This window comes from Pseudoalteromonas sp. DSM 26666 (assembly GCF_900116475.1).
In the GTDB taxonomy this organism is placed as follows: Bacteria; Pseudomonadota; Gammaproteobacteria; order Enterobacterales; family Alteromonadaceae; genus Pseudoalteromonas; species Pseudoalteromonas tetraodonis.
On sequence record NZ_FPAR01000004.1, the window covers coordinates 372,619 to 390,407 of the forward strand.

Consider the following 17,789-nt stretch of genomic DNA (forward strand, 5'->3'; position numbering starts at 1 on the left):
TATTTGTAACCAGTTTACGGAAACGCTTTTGAAATGAAAAAAACAGTATTTACAGGCCTTTTTATTCTTCTAGTCAGCTTAACTAGCTTATCGGCACGTGCTGAGTCTACTGTCGGTTATTTTGGGTTTGAGCCAGATATTATTACCAACTACATTGGCCCATCGAGTAAAAAAATGGGCTATGTACGTGTCACTGTTGATTTAATGCTTAATAAAACATCAGATATTGCAATCGTGGAACACCACACGCCGTTACTTCGTGATGCGTTAGTTGAGATATTATCTAAAGAGCCTGAAAACAAAATAAAGTCTTTAACAGGACGCGAGCAAATACGCCTTAAAAGCGCAGAAAAACTAAAGAGCCTTCTTAAAGAAGAAACAGGGCATGAGATCATCCGTGATCTCTTATTTACTAAATATTTATATCATTAGGCACTTTTTGTTTTAAAAAGCTGAGCGGTATAGGCAAAAGCCATACCGCTAACGAGCCCACCTAAGTGTGCCCAATTAGCCATTCCAACAAATAATACATCTGCAAAACCAAGTACTAACCATACCAGCATAAATCCAACAATTGCAGTTGTAACCAGTGCAGGCTGTTTAGGGTTAAGGGTGCTGTAAATCCAACAAAAGCCTAACAACCCATATACAACACCGCTAAGCCCACCAAAGTTAGGACCGACCATTAAGTACTGTGCCCAATTACTTATTAAAGCGGTAACTAAAAAGAGTCCGATTAGACTCGACTTACCACATTGCTTTTCAATATTGTCACCCAGTGAAACCCACCAAATTAGATTAAACACGATATGCATGGCGCTAAAATGCACTATAGCCGGGGTTAACCAAGTAAGTGGTGACGCAGGGTTAAACTGCAACGCCATGTAAATAGGTTCAAACGCACCCAATAAAAAGGCAATATAAACAATAATACTCAGTATGCTAACACTTTGATTAAGCCAACTTAAGGCTTTAAACCGCGCGACTAAATTAAGCGACTGGCCTTGATATTTTAATGGTGATTGCGTGCTGCCTACTTGCCATGACGCTTGTTGATAACGTTCATGATTAGGGTTTTTAGCAAATTCATTCCACAACGGTTGCACCGCATGAAAGTCCTCAGGTGCCACACTAATGACAAGCGTATGGCCATCCTCATTACGAATTTGCCCGCTAAACCCTTGGCTTTTTAAATAATCTATAAAGCCCTGTGCAGCGCGAGGGTTAGTTAGGCTGCCTAGCTCTATCATCGTGCTATTTTATCCTTGTAAGCGGCTTCCCATGCAGTAAAACCGCCATCCATACTGTAAACATCTTCAAAGCCTTGCTCTACTAAGTAGCTGGCAGCGCCTTGTGAGCTCATACCGTGATAACAGACAATAATAATCGGCTGGTCAAACTCCTTTTCCATCATAAATTGGGCAATATTCGCATTAGATAATGCCTCTGAACCCGGAATATGACCCGCTTGATACGAATTAGGATCGCGAATATCAGCAATCACTACATCTTCTTTATCAAGTAGTTCAAGGGTTTGTGCGATTGATATATGTTTAAATGCCATTGAAATCTCTTTAATAAATAAAATAAAAGGCGGCAAAAGCCGCCTTCCCGTTATTTTTACTGTTTTACGTTTAATCCCAGTTTAAAATAACTTTGCCTGACTGACCTGAAATCATCATATCAAAGCCAGCTTGGAAGTCATCTATTGAATACTGATGAGTAATAATTGGTTTTAAATCAAGCCCTGATTGAATCAAACTGGCCATTTTGTACCAAGTTTCAAACATCTCACGACCGTAAATACCTTTGATCACTAAGCCTTTAAAAATAACTTGATTCCAATCGACCGCCATATCTGAAGGTGGAATTCCCAACATGGCAATTTTGCCGCCATGATTCATGTTATTTAGCATGGCATTAAATGCACTTGGTACACCTGACATCTCTAGGCCAATATCAAAGCCTTCAGTCATGCCCAGCTCTTTAGCTACATCTTCAAGCTTTTCATTCGCGACGTTTACAGCACGCGTTGCGCCCATTTTACGTGCTAAGTCTAGGCGGTATTCATTTACATCAGTAATAACCACATGGCGTGCACCCACATGCTTAGCCACTGCTGCTGCCATAATACCAATAGGGCCAGCACCGGTGATCAAGACATCTTCACCGACTAAATCGAACGATAATGCGGTATGTACTGCATTGCCAAATGGGTCAAAAATAGAGGCAAGTTCATCGCTAATATTATCTGGGATTTTAAACGCATTAAATGCAGGAATCACTAAATACTCTGCAAATGCGCCTTCGCGGTTTACACCGACCCCTGTTGTATTACGACATAAGTGAACGCGCCCAGCACGACAGTTACGACAATGGCCACAGGTTATATGACCTTCACCTGATACACGGTCGCCAACTTCGAAACCGCGAACTTCTTGTCCCATGTCGATTACTTCACCCACGTATTCGTGGCCAACCACCATAGGCGTCGGTATGGTGTTTTGTGCCCACTCATCCCACTTATAAATATGCACATCGGTGCCACAAATAGCCGTTTTACGAATCTTAATTAACAGATCGTTATGACCCACTTCAGGCTTTGGTGCATCTGTCATCCAAATGCCTGGCTCTGCTTTTAACTTTGATAATGCTTTCATAATTCACACTCAATTAAAAAATCGCGACTTTAGCCGCGATTTAACAAGAAAATTAAATAACACCAATCTCTTTACCAATACGGGTAAATGCTGCAATGGCTGTATCAAGCTGTTCTTTGCTGTGCGCTGCAGAGATTTGGGTACGAATACGCGCCTGCCCTTTTGGTACAACAGGGAATGAAAAGCCGGTTACATAAATCCCTTCAGCCAATAACTTATCAGCCATAAGTGACGCTACTTTGGCGTCTCCTAGCATCACAGGAATAATCGCATGATCTTTACCTGCACAGGTAAAACCAGCCGCTTCCATTTGCTCACGGAAGTATTTAGCATTTGACCATAGCTTAGCGCGAAGCTCACCGCCATTTTCAAGCATTTCTAACACTTTAATTGACGCCGTTACAATTGAAGGCGCTAACGAATTTGAGAATAAGTAAGGACGAGAACGCTGACGTAACCATTCAACAATTTCTTTTTTACCTGAGGTATAACCACCCGAGGCTCCACCTAGTGCTTTACCTAAGGTACCAGTAATAATATCAACACGATCAAGCACGTTGCAGTACTCAGGTGTACCTTTACCGTTTTCGCCAACAAAACCAACAGCATGTGAGTCATCAACCATAACAAGTGCATCGTATTTATCAGCTAAGTCGCATACGGCTTCTAAGTTACAAATAACGCCATCCATTGAGAACACGCCATCGGTTGCAATTAATTTAGTTTTAGCACCGGCTTCATCGGCTGCCATTAATTGCTTTTCTAAATCAGCCATATCGTTATTTGCATAACGGAAACGTTTCGCTTTACATAAACGTACGCCATCAATAATAGAAGCATGGTTTAATGAATCAGAAATAATCGCATCGTCTGCACCTAATATGGTTTCAAACAACCCCGTATTGGCATCAAAACACGATGAGTACAAAATGGTGTCTTCAGTTTCTAAAAATTGACTGATTTTTTTCTCGAGCGTTTTATGAATATCTTGTGTACCACAAATGAAACGCACAGACGCCACACCAAATCCATGGTCATCTAAGCCTTGTTGCGCCGCTTTAATAAGCTCTGGGCTGTTAGCTAAACCTAAGTAGTTGTTAGCACAAAAATTAATAACTTTTTCGCCTGATGCCACTTCAATTTGAGCTTGCTGCTGCGAAGTGATAACACGTTCATTCTTGTACAAACCTTCCGCTTTAACGTCTTCGATTTGCTGTTGTAATTGGCTAAAAAAAGCAGATGCTCTCATCTGTGATCTCCATTTGGTTGAACGGGTTAAACAGCAGACGTGTTGCTGCTATTTATAATGCGGGTATTGTAAAAGTTTAAGCGCCAAATTGCACTGTTTGTCATTCGTCGCAAATTGCCTAACTGGCAGGAAAAGCTGCCAGTTTACAGGCTTGAGGTGTGTACTACGTTAGATCAGCAAACAAAGCCGGAAGGTCGTTGATTGAGTCACAAACATAGTCAGCAAAGTTTACAGCTTTGTCATCAAATTTTTGCCCCGAACGTACCAGTACTTTGGTACGTACATTAGCGCTAATGGCAGCGTGCATGTCACCTAATTTGTCACCCACCATAATGCTAAGCGCAGGGTCGATATGATGCTCCTTGATCCCTTGTAGTAACATGCCAGGCGCTGGTTTTCTGCAATCGCACTCTTTTAAATAATCTGGTAATGCGTTTTTAGGATGATGGGGACAAAAATAAACGTCCGTAATTTCAATTTGATGAGCGCTAAACTGCGCTTTCATCCACTCGCTAAGGGCTAAAAATTCGCTCTCAGAATAATAACCACGGCCAATGCCTGACTGATTAGTCACTATAATTATTTTATAGCCCACATCATAAAACGCTTTGCATGTTGAAAACACACCGTCTATAAATTCAAACTCTTCGCTTTTAAACACATAACCATGATCAACATTTACTACGCCATCACGATCTAAAAAAAGCGCCTTGTTAGTGTTTTCTTGATTCATAACAGCGACTCTTTTTTAACAACATGATCAAACATTTTTTTTACTGCATCGGTGGTTATTTGACTCATTAAATCATCGCCTTTAACACGAGTACCCCAAGGCAATTGCTCGGCGATTTTACCTGTTTGCTTTACTAAGTTTTGATGGTAAACCTCAACCACGTAGTCTTGGTATAAATAAGGCCCCGTTCGCGCTGGGTTTGAATGCGCATATAAGCCAATAACCGGTGTGCCCACAGTCACCGCCATATGAGCTGGGCCAGTGTCAGGTGCCAGTACTAAGTCTGCACGCTTAAGTACGCACAATAATTCTTTGAGTTTTGTTTTACCCACCAAGTTCAGAATGGGTGAATCAGAGTGTTTAATGATGTTATTTGCTAAATTAATTTCCAGTTCAGTCGGTCCACCAGTTAATACTATTTTAAACCCCTGTGTATGTGCATAATCCGCAAGCGCAGCATAGCGATCGGCTAACCAGTTACGCTGTGCTTTACTTGCTGCTGGCGAAATAACAAATAGCTTATTTGATAAATAATCGTCACCTAACAGCTCATCAGCTTTAGCTTGATCTTTGTTGGTAAAGGGCATATTCCATACAGGGACATAATCATCAACACCAATCGCTTGGGCAAAGCCTTTAAATCCCTCTAAAACATGCGCCTGAGATTGGGCTTTAATGCGTTTATTAATAAATAAACTATGTAGCTCTTTTGAACGAGCCCAGTCAAAACCAATTTTAACTTTGGCAGGAATACAGCGAGCAACAAAACCTGCTCTTAAAGCCACTTGCATATTAAGCAGTACGTCAAAACACTGCCCTTTAAAGGTTTGCTTTAACTGTTTCAGTGCCGCTTTACCTTGTTTTTTATCAAATACAACAAGCTCAACGCCAGGCAAATCTGCTAACAGCATCGCCTCGACCTTCCCTATCACCCATGTAATTTTGGCATTTGGGTGTGCTTTTTGAATAGCTTGTACCGCACTTACTGCATGGCATACATCACCAATAGCAGAAAGACGTAAAATACAAATTGAAGTGTAAGTAGGCGCTGAAGTCACACGTATCCTTGGGCATAATATAATAAAACCCGATCTTAAATTATAATCGCGTCATTGCAAGTACTTATCCTTAGCCTGAAAACACGTTAATATATGCACATATTAAAGTGAATCCTATGAGCTATGTTTAATCAACACATCAAAAATAACCATGTCATTTTAAGCCATCCTCAATATAGCACGCAGATATCGCTAGATTGGTTTAGCCCCGACTTTTGGCAGCAACAGCAAAAAATTGTTGGCGCTAAAAAGGGACGTGCAACCGCATGGTTTTTTAAACACACAGATTTAACGGCTGTGTTGCGCCATTATTGGCGTGGCGGCCTGATAGGAAAGCTACTCAGTGATCAGTATTTGTACTGGGGGCTTGAACATACCCGTGTTTATAAAGAGTTTAGCTTGATGACACAATTAATAGAGCTAGGTTTAAATGTACCAAAACCTATTGCCGCTAAAGTGAGCCGCCATGGTTTTATTTACCGAGGTGATATTATTACTGAAGCAGTTAGCGGCGCTAAAAGCGTATTAGATATACTGATTGAACGCGCATTGAATGATATTGAAATAAAAAAAATAGCCAGCACAATTGCGTTATTTCATAATAAAGGGGTGTATCACGCTGATTTAAATATTAATAATATTTTATTTGATGACAGTGGCAACGTTTTTATTATCGATTTTGACCGCGGCGAAATAAAAACACCCGATAAAAAATGGCAACAAAGCAACATGTCTCGCCTACAGCGCTCATTTTTAAAAGAGCAAAGCCGCAATAGCAGCTTTCATTGGCAAGAAAACGATTGGCAAAGTTTAAATAAACACTACCATAATGGGTTAACCTAATAAAAACTAGTTTGCTAACGCTAAGTATTGCTCTGTTACTCTATCGGCACACACCTTTTCTAAAATAGCTGCGTTGGTTACATTTGGGTTATCTGCGAGCACTTGCTTAACTGCGAGCGCTAGGAGCTCACCTTGGCCAATAGGTACTAGATATTTACTTAGTTCACCCGTAAGTATTTCACTTGGACCATGAGGGCACTCAGTACTGACAGCAGGCGTACCTACTGCTAAAGCCTCGACTAGCACATTACCAAACCCTTCAAAGTCTGAACTTAACAATAAAGCTTTTGCCTGCTTTATCCAGTTATATGGGTTTTGTACAAATCCCGGAACAATAAGCTGATTTTCAATACCATATTCTTTGGCTAACTTTAATGCCTTTTCTTTTTTGTTACATAACAGCACTAATTTGTATTTTTTATCTAACTTGGCAAATGCAGAAAATAAAATATCATGGCGTTTTTGTTTAGCTAAACGTCCCACATGAATAAGATAGGGAGAATCGGGTATATTTGTATTCACCTCATTAGCTTTATCATTGATTGTTTTAAAATTGAATGGATTATAAATAGTGGTAATAGCACTTGGGGTTATTAAGCTGCCTTGTTGTATTTCTTCTTCAACCCCTTTGGACACGCAGATCAGTGATTTACCATTAAGATTTTGTTTACTCTTTTTAAGATATAAGTATGAAAGTGGGCCTAGTTTTTTTTGCCTAGCGAGCTCTGCATTAACTGAGTTATGAACAACAAAATGGGTATTTTTTATTTTACTCTGCGCTAATAAGTTATTACTACGATCTAAATTAGAAAGTACTATATCAATAGACCCAAGTTGCCGTAACTTTTGCTCAAACCATGTCTCTAACACTCTGATATTCTTTTTTATCTGCCAAAATCGATCTACTTTTGTTGCTCGACCTGAAAATAAACTTTCAACGTTCAAAGTGGTTGGAATGTCATATTCAATATTTTGCGCCAATGACAAGATAGTCACATTGTGGTCTTTTAATACCATCTCTTGCGCTAATGTAAGCATTACCTTTTCAGCGCCACCACCAACAAGAGAGTCAATTACAATGACAATATTCATAGCTTATTCCCCTGCAACAGTACTTTTACACCATTCGTTATAACATCAAAGCTATGTACATTTTCTAACAACATATATTGGCTGAGTGTATTGTTATAATTTGGCTCAGTAAGTAGCTCTTGCACTTTTTGAGTGATGTCTAAAATATCAAGCTCAGTTTGTTTAACAACGCCAGTGGCTGCACAACGTGCGACTCGATCACTCTGATCTTTTGAAATAGCACAAGCAATGGTTGGGGTTTGCAAAGCAATAGCTTGTAGTAAAGTATCACCCGCGCTCAGTAATGCAATTTTAGCCTGACTGAGTAAGGCTAAAAATTCAGTTCCCTCTTGGCTTGGCAAACAAATTAACTCATTGGTTTTAGGTAGCGACTTAGTGTAATTAGGGCCAAATACCACCACGCCTTTCAAGCCTGTTTGTTTAGCAATAACAAGCCCTGCTTGAAAATATATATCTGCGCAATTTACGCCATTAACTGTATGACCACCAGAGCCCGCGTTAACAATAAAGAATTCTTTTTCTTTCAAGTGATAACGGTTTAGTGCATCGCATTTTTGTTGCGCTGATGCAAATACTGTAAATGGCCCAACATTAGCAGGATAGGCCAAAGGCAACATGCTCAATTTTAGCTTTTCATACCACGAAAGAGGTTCAATACAGTAATCCGGTTGTACAACCCAATGAGTATCAATAAGACCAGTCCTATTAAGCTTTAAACCTTTTGCCCGCTTTTTTGCATGCTGCGAAATAAAAACAACTTTAGCACCCACTTTTTTTGCCGCTTTCATTTGCTCAGCGCGTCCTGCGCAATCAAAAAGCACCGCATCTGGTTTGTATTGATCAATAAACTGACATACGTGCGTATTTTCTTTTGTTGCCGATTGGTTTAAGAGTAAGCTAGAAAACGGGCAGCTTTTAGCATAAGCCGTATGCTTATTTAAGATAAAATGAATATCTAACTGCTTGCCATACTCAGCCTTTAAAGTTTGAGCCAGCTGTAATGAGCGCATATATTCACCAATACCTTCTGGTGATGACACAGGAATAAATAAAAGTCGTTTTTTGCTCATTACAATCTCACTGGCTTATTTGACCTGCAGTATACCAATGGCAACTTTTTAGCGATAGATGGTAAGCATTTTTCTATATGATTTAACATACCAATTTAGATTTAATTACTGCAATAAGATGCTTAGATTGCTAAACTTACCGGCAATTTCAATCACAAGGATCTGAGCTTTGCGAAACAAAATTTTTATACTTTCTTCGCTTTTTTGTGCAATGAGTACCCCTGTTTATGCTGAACCCTGGGTTAAACCTGATGATTTTGGGTTAAGAGCGGATATCCAGCAACTCGCCGATGCAGGTGTTATTTTAGCCCCGGTAACGACTTACCCGTTAATGTGGAAAAGCTTTATTGCTGATATCGATAATGCCGGACTAGAGCAATTATCACCTCGCTTACAAGATGCGTTATTGCGTGTAAAACATCGTTATAAGTCAGAAAACAGTGGTTCACATAGTGTTCAACTTTCTGCATTTGCCAGCTCAGACCCATTAGCGACCACCAGCTTTGGTGCAACGAATACCCAAGAGTCAGAATTAACAGCAGCCTATGCTTACCTAGGACATAACTTTGCAGCTAAAATTGCGCTTAATCACCGCAGTGATGGCAAAAACTGCTTAGTCAACGGTAAAACAACAGACGATATAGTTAACAATGAGCAAGCACTGACTGACTGCAATGATACCTCACTTGATGATAGCTATTTAGCGTATCGTTTGGGTAATTGGATATTTAGAGCCGGTGCGGTTGAACAGTTTTGGGGACCAGGCGTTGATAACAGTCTAATTATGTCTGGTAACGCCAAACCACTTCCTGCAATAAGTATCAGCAGAGAACAAAGCAGTGCATTTGAAACACCTTGGCTGAGTTGGATTGGTCAGTGGAGCTTTACTGCAAAAATGGCTAAACTTGAATCAAACCGCGTTATTCCTGATGCGTTATTATGGAGCACTCGTGTTAACTTTCGCCCCGTTCAACAATTAGAAATAGCATTAAGCTGGACAGCACAATGGGCAGGGAAAGGACAACCAAGCTCGGCTAGTGACTTTATCGATATGATTGCCGGTGATACAGAATGCGTTGATGGCACCAGTAATTGTGATAGCCAGTTACAGTCAAAAATTGGTAATCAATTAGCCGGTATTGATATTCGCTGGTCTGATACGTTGTTCAATCAACCTTATGCTATTTATGCAAGTACCATTGGTGAAGATGCGAGCTCACAATTTAAACCAGCAGATAGAGCGTATTTATTTGGCTTACAAACAACACATCGCGTTTACGAGCAGAATTTACTAGTCAACTTAGAATATATTGATACAGGTGTCTCTTGCTCTGCGGGGTCAACGACCGAAAACTGCTATTATGAGCACACAGATTATCAATCAGGCTATCGCTATCATGGCCGTCCTATCGGCTCTACTTATGATAATGATACGCAGTCACTAGTACTTACTGTACTTGGGCAACTTTCTAACGGAACTGATTGGCAAGTAAAACTGCGTGATATTGACTTCAATAGCGACAACCGCGATCGTTACCCTAATAATCCAGATTTAGGTAACTCAATCACAAAAACCGCATTTAGTTCTAAGCAGCTTGAAGTACGTTATAGAATGCTTGCCATGGGAGGGCGCTTAACCCTTGGCGGACTTGCCTCTAATAACGATGGAGCAGAAAACGATACGTCTGCATTTGCTAAGTTCGAATACAACTTTTAGTTTCATTAATAACATTAAAAAAGGGGATAAACTGCAGTTTATCCCCTTTTTTTGATTTCACTAACTAGCTTTTTATTTTGCTAATCACTTTTGATGTTGAACAGCCATCTAAAAACTCAAGCACTTCGACTTTTCCGCCATGGCGCAGCACATGCTCCGCACCGGCTATTTGTTCTACCGTATAGTCGCCGCCTTTGACAAGAATATCAGGGCTTATTTGCTCGATAAGTTTTGCTGGCGTGTCATTTTCATCAGCACTCCCAAACGGGATAACCCAATCAACGGAGGCAAGTGCACTGAGGACCATGGCGCGCTCATCTAATGGGTTTATTGGGCGTTCAGGGCCTTTCAAACGAGCAATAGATTCATCATTGTTTAAACCAACCACTAATCTGTCCCCACGGGCTTTAGCTTGCGCTAAATAACGCACATGCCCTGCATGCAAAATATCAAAGCAACCATTAGTAAATACAATCGTTTCACCATTTTGCTTAGCAAATTCAATATGCTGCAATACATCATCAAACGGGGTTTGATAATGCTCGCCAGTTGCTTGTAAATATTGCCCCAGTTTTCGGCTTAACTCTTCTGGAGAAACTGTAGCCGCGCCCAATTTACTTACCACAATACCGGCTGCTAAGTTTGCAATTTCGACTGCATCTTTGGCAGTCATGCCCGCACCTAACATAACGGCAAGGGTTGCAATAACAGTATCCCCAGCGCCAGTTACGTCACTGACCTCAAGCTCTTGAGCTGCAAAATCATATTTTTCAGTGGCATTTATAAGCGACATACCTTGCTCTGAACGGGTAAGTAACATCGCCGTTATACCCGCATCACTAATGAGGTTTCGTGCACTACTTGCAAGCGTCTCTTCTGAGCCCACTTGCCCGCCTGCTAATTTAAATTCATTTAAATTAGGTGTTATATAATCAGCACCGCGATATAACTGTAAATCTGATGATTTAGGATCAACAAGTACCGTTTTACCTGCTTTTTTGGCCACACTTATCATCTCTTTTATCAGCGATAGCGAGCCTTTGTTGTAATCAGAAAACACTATAAAGTCGTAATCATTTAGCACAAGCTCTAATCGATTCAATAAAAGCTGGCTATGTGATTCGTTAAAAGTTTCTTCTAAATCTAAACGTACCACTTGCTGATGACGGCTAATTACACGCATTTTAGAAATAGTCGGTAAATCACACACGCTGACAAGCTGTGAATTTATTTTTTCACCTTCTAAAATATTTTCTAAAATTTGCCCACTTTCATCCTCGCCAATAAGGCCTAACAACCCCACTTTACCATCTAAACGGGCTATATTTTTAGCCACATTAGCCGCACCGCCAGCCTTGTCTTCAAATTTACTTACTTTAACAACGGGTACTGGCGCTTCTGGTGAGATACGCCCTGAATCACCATACCAATAGCGATCGAGCATCACGTCGCCCACCACTAAAATACGTGCTGCTGATAAGTTCTTTAGTAAAGATAAATCCATTACTGCTGCTCCGCAACAACCATATCCATGGCTTCACATAACCAATGGCCAATAAACATGTGTGCTTCTTGAATACGCGCGGTTTCGTCGTTTTTAATAATAATAGGTAACTTTGCAATATCTTTTACTTGCCCGCCGTCACGGCCAGTAAATGCAACCGTGAATGCCCCTATTTTGTTAGCAGCTTCTAATGCTAAATTGATATTTTTACTGGTACCTGATGTAGTTAAACCAATCACGATATCTTCAGGTTTACATAGCGCCTGTACTTGGCGCTCAAACACAGTATCAAAATGATAATCGTTGCTGTGCGCCGTTAAAATAGACGTGTCTGTGGTTAAAGCAATAGACGCTAATGGGCCTCGCTCTAATTTATAACGCACCACAAACTCTGCAGCTAAATGCTGAGCATCGGCAGCACTGCCGCCATTACCAAACCAAACCACCTTACCACCAGCTTGTAAAGCACTATGACATGCTTCTAGCAACTGCATTACCTCTTGATGATACGCCTCCATTGTTTCAAACAATACTTGATGACGGTTTAAACTTTCTAGGTAGCTGGTTGCCACTGAATCTATAATTGACATGAGATATTCCTCTTGGAACTGAAATGGCAGGAAAAATTAATTTCATTATTCCATAATTTTATAGCCAAATCACCTCTATATAACTAAATTAGATGTTTCACAGAAACTAAAATCAAAGGCTTACTGCATGGAAATCGTTTTTGTTATAAAAGTAACCATAAGCATTTCCTAAAATCATGAAACTGATGCAATAGCGTGATTTGAATGACATTGATTTAGTTTATACCCTAGTAAATGAACTCAAACCAACTTTTATACTTTGTATGTTTAGAAATAAGCCGTTTCACGATAAACTAGCTACAATTACCTTAAACAAAGCTCAGTATGGCACGCACTTTTTATTCACTTGCACTAATCATTATTAGCCCTTTAATCATATTTTATTTATATGTATTACGTGGTAAAAAAAATTCGGGTTATCGCGCGCATTTTAGAGAACGTTTTGGTTTTGTACGCCGCTGTTTATTTTCTAATAACACTAAACCTGTTGTTATTCATTGTGCTTCTGTAGGAGAGGTAATAGCAGCTACGCCATTAATTAAAGCGTTGCAAAATGAGCACCCGCAGCTCAATATTCTGATCACTTGTAATACCCCGACTGGCCGCGCACAAATAACAGCACAATTTAAAGATACCGTCGCTACTAGTTATTTACCTATCGATTTTCCTTTTGCCACTGCTCGATTTTTAAAACGCGTAAAACCGCAGTTACTGTGTATTTTAGAAACTGAATTGTGGCCAAATATTATGGCTAATGCGCATAACAAAAAAATCCCGGTATTGGTTGTTAATGCGAGACTTTCTGAAAAGTCGCAGCAGGGTTATCAAAAGGTTGCGCAGTTAACTCACCGTATTATGCACTCTATTACTGCGTTAGCCAGTCATAACAAAACAGATGCAGAGCGTTTTATTGCACTTGGGCTTGAGCCTTCAAAAAGCCATGTTACAGGTTCAATCAAGTTTGATATTAGCCCTACTCAAGAGCAACTAACAAAGGTGAGCGCACTCAAACAGCACTATAATAGCCAAGAACGTTTTATATGGGTGGCAGGCTCTACTCACCCTATAGAGCATGAATTAATACTCGATGCCCACCAGCAGTTGTTAAAAAAGCAGCCTGATGCTTTATTGATTATTGCCCCGCGACACCCCGAGCAATTTGATAAAGTGGCTGAACTACTCACACAAAGTACTTTAAGCTTTAGTCGTCGTAGCCAAAATAATTACCAAAACGAACACGTTTTACTTGCCGATACGCTAGGTGAATTACAGTGTTTATACGGCGCGGCTAGTGTTAGTTATATTGGCGGTAGTTTGATTCGTCGTGGTGGTCATAACCCGCTTGAGTCAGCCGCATTTTCGATTGGTGTAATAACAGGCCCTCATACCTATAACTTTGATCATGTCTATCCTGAGTTAACAAAGCTTAAAGGGGCATGCGTGGTAGAAAATGCAGATGAACTGGCACAACAACTCATTACTTTTAGCCAAAATAAAAAGGCATGCCAAACGCTCGGCACAAAAGCTGCGCAATGTGTTGCTAAAAACCAAGGCGCCATAAAAAAAACACTCACTATTATTAATCAATACTTAGAGCCAAAACAGTGACTAACATAGCTATTAGCCAAACCCGAGAATGGGTTTCATCCGTTATTGTAAAATATAACTTTTGCCCGTTTGCCCGTAAAGAAGTCGAAAACAACTGTATTCATTACATTGTAAGTAACGCCAATACTATCGATGATGCTGTAATGGATATGCTTGAGCAATGTATCGAGCTTGACCGCGAGAGAGAACGAGAAACCACGCTAATCATGTTCGATAACGGTTTTAGTGACTTTGAAGACTTTTTAGATTTAGTCGATTTAGCAAATGCGCTATTGGTTGCACAAGGCTTTGAAGGTAAATATCAAATTGCAAATTTTCACCCCGATTATGTATTTGCCGATAGCGATGAAACCGATGCGGCCAACTACACAAATAGAGCGCCGTTTCCTACCTTGCACCTAATTCGTGAAGCAAGTATGAGTGAAGCACTTGAAAATTATGACGAACCTGAGTCTATTCCTGAGCATAATATAAACTTAGCACGCCGAAAAGGCATTGATTTTTGGCAACAATTATTAGAAAACTGTAAAAAACCGAGCGTATAAGCTCGGCTTTTAATACCTTTAGTTAACCCATTAACTTTATTTTTTGACCCAGCTACCGTTTACTTCAATGTAGTGGCCGCTTTGCGTTTTTTCGATTGTTTTTGCCGCTGCCAATGCCTCAACTTGTGCAAGTGACAAGTTATTCTTTTTAGCTAATTTTAAGTACTGTGCCTTACGTTTTTCGTTAACGTCATCAACAACCGCTTTTGCTTCTGTATTTTGTACAACTAATCCAAGGTAGCCTGAGCTGTTTTCACCAACTAAGCCTTGGCTTTTAGCTTCATCTAAACTCATAGCCCAAACTGAAAATGACATACAAACGGCACTAATTAGGGTTACTATATTTAATTTATTTTTAATATTCATATTCTAGCTCCTTAAAATAACTCACTGTCATCGCTAAATAAATTATCGAGCTCTTTATCTACTTTGACACGAATTTCATGATCAACCTTAACATTTAAATTAATAGTGATTGGCTCTTTAGCCGACACCTCAACACGATGCGTGCACGCACTTAGTGCTGATATTGCTGCTAACGCGAGCAGCACTTTTATCGATAACGACTGTCTCATTGCCCATTTCCTTTTTGTGAAAATTGTTGCTCAACTTTTTGTGTAATTTCATCACTTAAACGCAGTGCCCGTAGAAGCGTAAATATGTTTTCTTCATGGTTGTAATTAAAGTTAACTTGCTGCTGCGCTTGCTGATTATAACCTTGTAAATTAACTCCAAGCTTTAACCAACCATCATTTTTAAGTACAACGCTGCTATTGAGTTTTTGAATATCTAAATCAGTCAATAACCCCAGTACAGGTTGCAACTCTTGCTGTTGCTGCATCACAGAATCAAATGCAGCATTATTGCTAATTTTTAAATTGCCCTCACCTTGGCTAAACAGACTGCCTTGGCTAATGTGCACACCATTTTTATTAACGCTCACCGGCAGTGTACCAGCCAAACGTCCTGTTAAAGTAATACCCGACTTATCATCAAGGGTGATCAGCTTACTTGCATCAATATTATTAAACGTTACAGTGCTAACTTGGGTTTCTTGTCCAAGCGTATAGTTATCTAATAAAAATGTACCGCCAAGCACATTACCTTCAACATTACTAACAAGCACATTATTGTTATTGACGAGCCATTGCCCTTTAAGGCCTTTGATAACTGCGCCCGCTCTAAACTCATTTAAATGAAAGGTAGTCGGTTTTACATTAAGCCTACCTGAATTAAACTCCCCGCTAAATACACTACTAAAATCACTTGCAAGGTAGTCATTATAAAGTCCACTTAATTGGCGAATATCTATATCAAAGGATGCCCTTTGTAAATTGACATCGCCACTAATATTGCCGTTAAAAGTACCTTTTGTCAGCTTAGCAAGTGGATAAAACTGATTAATAAAGGTGTTTAATGGCAACACACTTTGCGCTGGCACAATCACCTCAAACGGATGCGCCTGTGACGATATATGATGATTTACCACCAACTCAATATCATCTATAAACGCATGGTGCGACGCTTTAAGTGCACGGCTTTGTAATCCACTCGAGTCTATTTTTATATTATTCAGTCTTATATCAGCGCTATTAAGAGCCTTAATTTGCGTTTTCGCAGTTAAATGAGCAAATAACTCACCTACACCTAGGTTTGCTTTTGCCGTGAGACTATTATTTATATTGGTAAGTTTAAATTCTTTATATGCCGCATTTTTTAACTGATTAGTTAATGTAATTTCTGCATTTAGTTGTTTATCCATTTTCGCGGTTAAACCACCTTGATAATGCACTGCTTTTACATCAAAAGCTTCAAAGCTAGCAACGGAAAATTTACTCTGTGTGTACCCGACGGGTTTTGAGTCAATAAATTCACTTAATTCAAAGTAACCACTGAAATTAAGCATATTAGCAGTAACAGGGATAAATGCGGGTAGCCTTTCAAGCTCAACGTTGTAATCACCTTTAACTTTAGTACCATTTAGCTGAGCGCTTATATTAATGCTGTTTATATCTGGCGTGTTTATTTGAGCAGACACCTTTGCCTGCATATTATCAAGCAAAGCGTTAATAGGGAGTGCGGTATCTGTTATTAAAATATCAAAGTGCTTATTACCTTCACTCATCAAATTGATTACTGGAATACTCAGCTCCCCTTGTTCTATGCGAAGAGCTTGAGAAAGCTTAACCTGCCAATTTAAAGCAACTTGTTTGCTTACAAAATCTGCGTACTTACTTGGTGGAATTAACTCAGTACAGCGAGGGGTTAAATTAATTTTGTTATTAAGTGAACCGGTATCTAGGATTAACGCTTGGTTATTTAAATTAAAGCGAGTAGCCATCTGGCCAGTGGTTAATAAATTAAATTGGCATTGCTCAAACGTATGAGCAAATTGAGCGCTAATCCCCCCGTTCAACTTAAGCTCAATCCCGTCAAAACTAAACACTTGTTGAGTATTAAAGTTAACAGCATCGAGTAAGGTGTTTTTAGTGTTTATTACCTGTTTTAACAAAATGTCATCAACTGCTAGCTGACCACTTATTTTATTGGTGGTTAAAATCGCACTCGCATTTATATCGCCCGTTACATTAAATTGATTTAGCGCAGGTTCTAATACACTAAATTTTAATGGTTTACTGAGCTGATTACTGTTTACTACAAGCTGTTTAATATTAATGAGTGGGCGATTTGAAGGTAGCGCTATCTCAAGCTGTTTAGCCGGTTGATTAGCGTTATCACTTTTAGGTAATGGATTGAGCGTTAATATTGCACTTTGAACACTGACATGCTTTGTATTTGCAGTAATATCAGAGAGTTGTAATTGTTGGTTTTGGTAATTTAAACACACAGTGTCGGCATGTATATTTAACTTTGAGGTAATTGAAAAATCGAGGCAGCTTAATGTGACACCTGCTTTTTTAAGTTCAGGGGCAATGGCCCATTGTAGTAAAGGCAAGCGAAATACATACCCGAGTAATAATAGACTCAGTAAAAGAGTGCCAACAATTAAACCAATGCGCTTAAACATATTATCCTTACATGTTTTTTAATCACTATAATCAAAAAAGGCTGCACAAGGCAGCCTTTTTTATTTTACATCCAGATCATGAATCTAGTGTG

General features: G+C 39.6%; 18 protein-coding genes. 5 read left to right on the forward strand and 13 right to left on the reverse strand.

The genetic code is table 11. From position 1 onward, the window contains the following. Positions 1 to 33 precede the first annotated feature (33 nt). Complete coding sequence (locus BM380_RS10040) at positions 34 to 432, forward strand: flagellar basal body-associated protein FliL (protein WP_008468199.1); 399 nt, start codon at positions 34 to 36, stop codon at positions 430 to 432. Here BM380_RS10040 and glpG read toward each other — a convergent pair. The 6 genes from glpG to BM380_RS10070 form a co-directional block, all read right to left on the reverse strand. Beyond that, complete coding sequence (gene glpG / locus BM380_RS10045; protein WP_090494208.1) at positions 429 to 1,250, reverse strand: rhomboid family intramembrane serine protease GlpG; 822 nt, start codon at positions 1,248 to 1,250, stop codon at positions 429 to 431. The genes BM380_RS10040 and glpG overlap by 4 nt on opposite strands. After that, complete coding sequence (glpE, locus tag BM380_RS10050; protein WP_028835516.1) at positions 1,247 to 1,564, reverse strand: thiosulfate sulfurtransferase GlpE; 318 nt, start codon at positions 1,562 to 1,564, stop codon at positions 1,247 to 1,249. Before glpE ends, glpG begins: the two co-directional genes overlap by 4 nt. A gap of 70 nt (positions 1,565 to 1,634) precedes the next feature. After that, positions 1,635 to 2,660: an L-threonine 3-dehydrogenase gene (tdh, locus tag BM380_RS10055; RefSeq protein ID WP_010390995.1), complete on the reverse strand. Its 1,026-nt coding sequence runs from the start codon at positions 2,658 to 2,660 to the stop codon at positions 1,635 to 1,637. A gap of 52 nt (positions 2,661 to 2,712) precedes the next feature. Beyond that, the gene (locus BM380_RS10060; RefSeq protein WP_058154271.1) at positions 2,713 to 3,909 is read right to left on the reverse strand and encodes a glycine C-acetyltransferase; all 1,197 of its coding nucleotides are present in this window, start codon (positions 3,907 to 3,909) and stop codon (positions 2,713 to 2,715) included. A gap of 163 nt (positions 3,910 to 4,072) precedes the next feature. Then, positions 4,073 to 4,642 carry a D-glycero-beta-D-manno-heptose 1,7-bisphosphate 7-phosphatase gene (gene gmhB / locus BM380_RS10065; protein WP_090494210.1) on the reverse strand — a complete coding sequence of 190 codons (570 nt, stop codon included), beginning with the start codon at positions 4,640 to 4,642 and terminating at the stop codon, positions 4,073 to 4,075. Next, positions 4,639 to 5,700 carry a glycosyltransferase family 9 protein gene (locus BM380_RS10070; RefSeq protein ID WP_090494212.1) on the reverse strand — a complete coding sequence of 354 codons (1,062 nt, stop codon included), beginning with the start codon at positions 5,698 to 5,700 and terminating at the stop codon, positions 4,639 to 4,641. The genes gmhB and BM380_RS10070 overlap by 4 nt, the downstream gene beginning before the upstream one ends. A 123-nt stretch (positions 5,701 to 5,823) precedes the next feature. Here BM380_RS10070 and BM380_RS10075 point away from each other — a divergent pair, with 123 nt between their 5' ends. Further along, positions 5,824 to 6,543, forward strand: coding sequence for a 3-deoxy-D-manno-octulosonic acid kinase (locus BM380_RS10075; protein WP_090494215.1), 720 nt, complete (start codon positions 5,824 to 5,826; stop codon positions 6,541 to 6,543). A 6-nt stretch (positions 6,544 to 6,549) separates the two neighbouring features. On the opposite strand, the gene BM380_RS10080 is transcribed toward BM380_RS10075, so the two are convergent. Beyond that, the gene (locus tag BM380_RS10080) at positions 6,550 to 7,635 is read right to left on the reverse strand and encodes a glycosyltransferase (protein ID WP_090494218.1); all 1,086 of its coding nucleotides are present in this window, start codon (positions 7,633 to 7,635) and stop codon (positions 6,550 to 6,552) included. Further along, positions 7,632 to 8,705, reverse strand: coding sequence for a hypothetical protein (locus BM380_RS10085; RefSeq protein WP_090494220.1), 1,074 nt, complete (start codon positions 8,703 to 8,705; stop codon positions 7,632 to 7,634). Before BM380_RS10085 ends, BM380_RS10080 begins: the two co-directional genes overlap by 4 nt. 169 nt (positions 8,706 to 8,874) lie before the next feature. Here BM380_RS10085 and BM380_RS10090 point away from each other — a divergent pair, with 169 nt between their 5' ends. After that, positions 8,875 to 10,422 (forward strand): capsule assembly Wzi family protein, encoded by a 1,548-nt coding sequence (locus BM380_RS10090; protein WP_090494222.1) that lies wholly within the window; start codon positions 8,875 to 8,877, stop codon positions 10,420 to 10,422. A 64-nt stretch (positions 10,423 to 10,486) separates the two neighbouring features. Here BM380_RS10090 and hldE read toward each other — a convergent pair whose 3' ends face one another. Both hldE and BM380_RS10100 read right to left on the reverse strand, forming a co-directional pair. Next, a complete protein-coding gene (gene hldE / locus BM380_RS10095) occupies positions 10,487 to 11,926 on the reverse strand; it encodes a bifunctional D-glycero-beta-D-manno-heptose-7-phosphate kinase/D-glycero-beta-D-manno-heptose 1-phosphate adenylyltransferase HldE (protein WP_090494225.1) in 1,440 nt (479 codons plus the stop codon). Further along, positions 11,926 to 12,516, reverse strand: a complete 591-nt coding sequence (locus BM380_RS10100; RefSeq protein WP_028835523.1) for a D-sedoheptulose-7-phosphate isomerase — start codon at positions 12,514 to 12,516, stop codon at positions 11,926 to 11,928. The genes hldE and BM380_RS10100 overlap by 1 nt, the downstream gene beginning before the upstream one ends. A 324-nt stretch (positions 12,517 to 12,840) precedes the next feature. Here BM380_RS10100 and waaA point away from each other — a divergent pair, with 324 nt between their 5' ends. Then, positions 12,841 to 14,124 (forward strand): lipid IV(A) 3-deoxy-D-manno-octulosonic acid transferase, encoded by a 1,284-nt coding sequence (gene waaA, locus BM380_RS10105; protein WP_090494227.1) that lies wholly within the window; start codon positions 12,841 to 12,843, stop codon positions 14,122 to 14,124. Then, the gene (locus BM380_RS10110; protein WP_033104011.1) at positions 14,121 to 14,669 is read left to right on the forward strand and encodes a DUF1415 domain-containing protein; all 549 of its coding nucleotides are present in this window, start codon (positions 14,121 to 14,123) and stop codon (positions 14,667 to 14,669) included. Before waaA ends, BM380_RS10110 begins: the two co-directional genes overlap by 4 nt. 36 nt (positions 14,670 to 14,705) lie before the next feature. Here the strand turns inward: BM380_RS10110 and BM380_RS10115 are convergent, their stop codons facing one another. Genes BM380_RS10115 through BM380_RS10125 form a run of 3 tightly spaced genes read right to left on the reverse strand, consistent with a single transcriptional unit; the run spans position 14,706 to position 17,697 of the window. After that, a complete protein-coding gene (locus BM380_RS10115; protein WP_008468219.1) occupies positions 14,706 to 15,035 on the reverse strand; it encodes a YdbL family probable chaperone protein in 330 nt (109 codons plus the stop codon). Between the two features lie 11 nt (positions 15,036 to 15,046). After that, positions 15,047 to 15,244 carry a YnbE family lipoprotein gene (locus tag BM380_RS10120; protein ID WP_028835526.1) on the reverse strand — a complete coding sequence of 66 codons (198 nt, stop codon included), beginning with the start codon at positions 15,242 to 15,244 and terminating at the stop codon, positions 15,047 to 15,049. Then, positions 15,241 to 17,697 (reverse strand): intermembrane phospholipid transport YdbH family protein, encoded by a 2,457-nt coding sequence (locus BM380_RS10125; RefSeq protein WP_090494229.1) that lies wholly within the window; start codon positions 17,695 to 17,697, stop codon positions 15,241 to 15,243. Before BM380_RS10125 ends, BM380_RS10120 begins: the two co-directional genes overlap by 4 nt. Between the last annotated feature and the right edge of the window lie 92 nt (positions 17,698 to 17,789).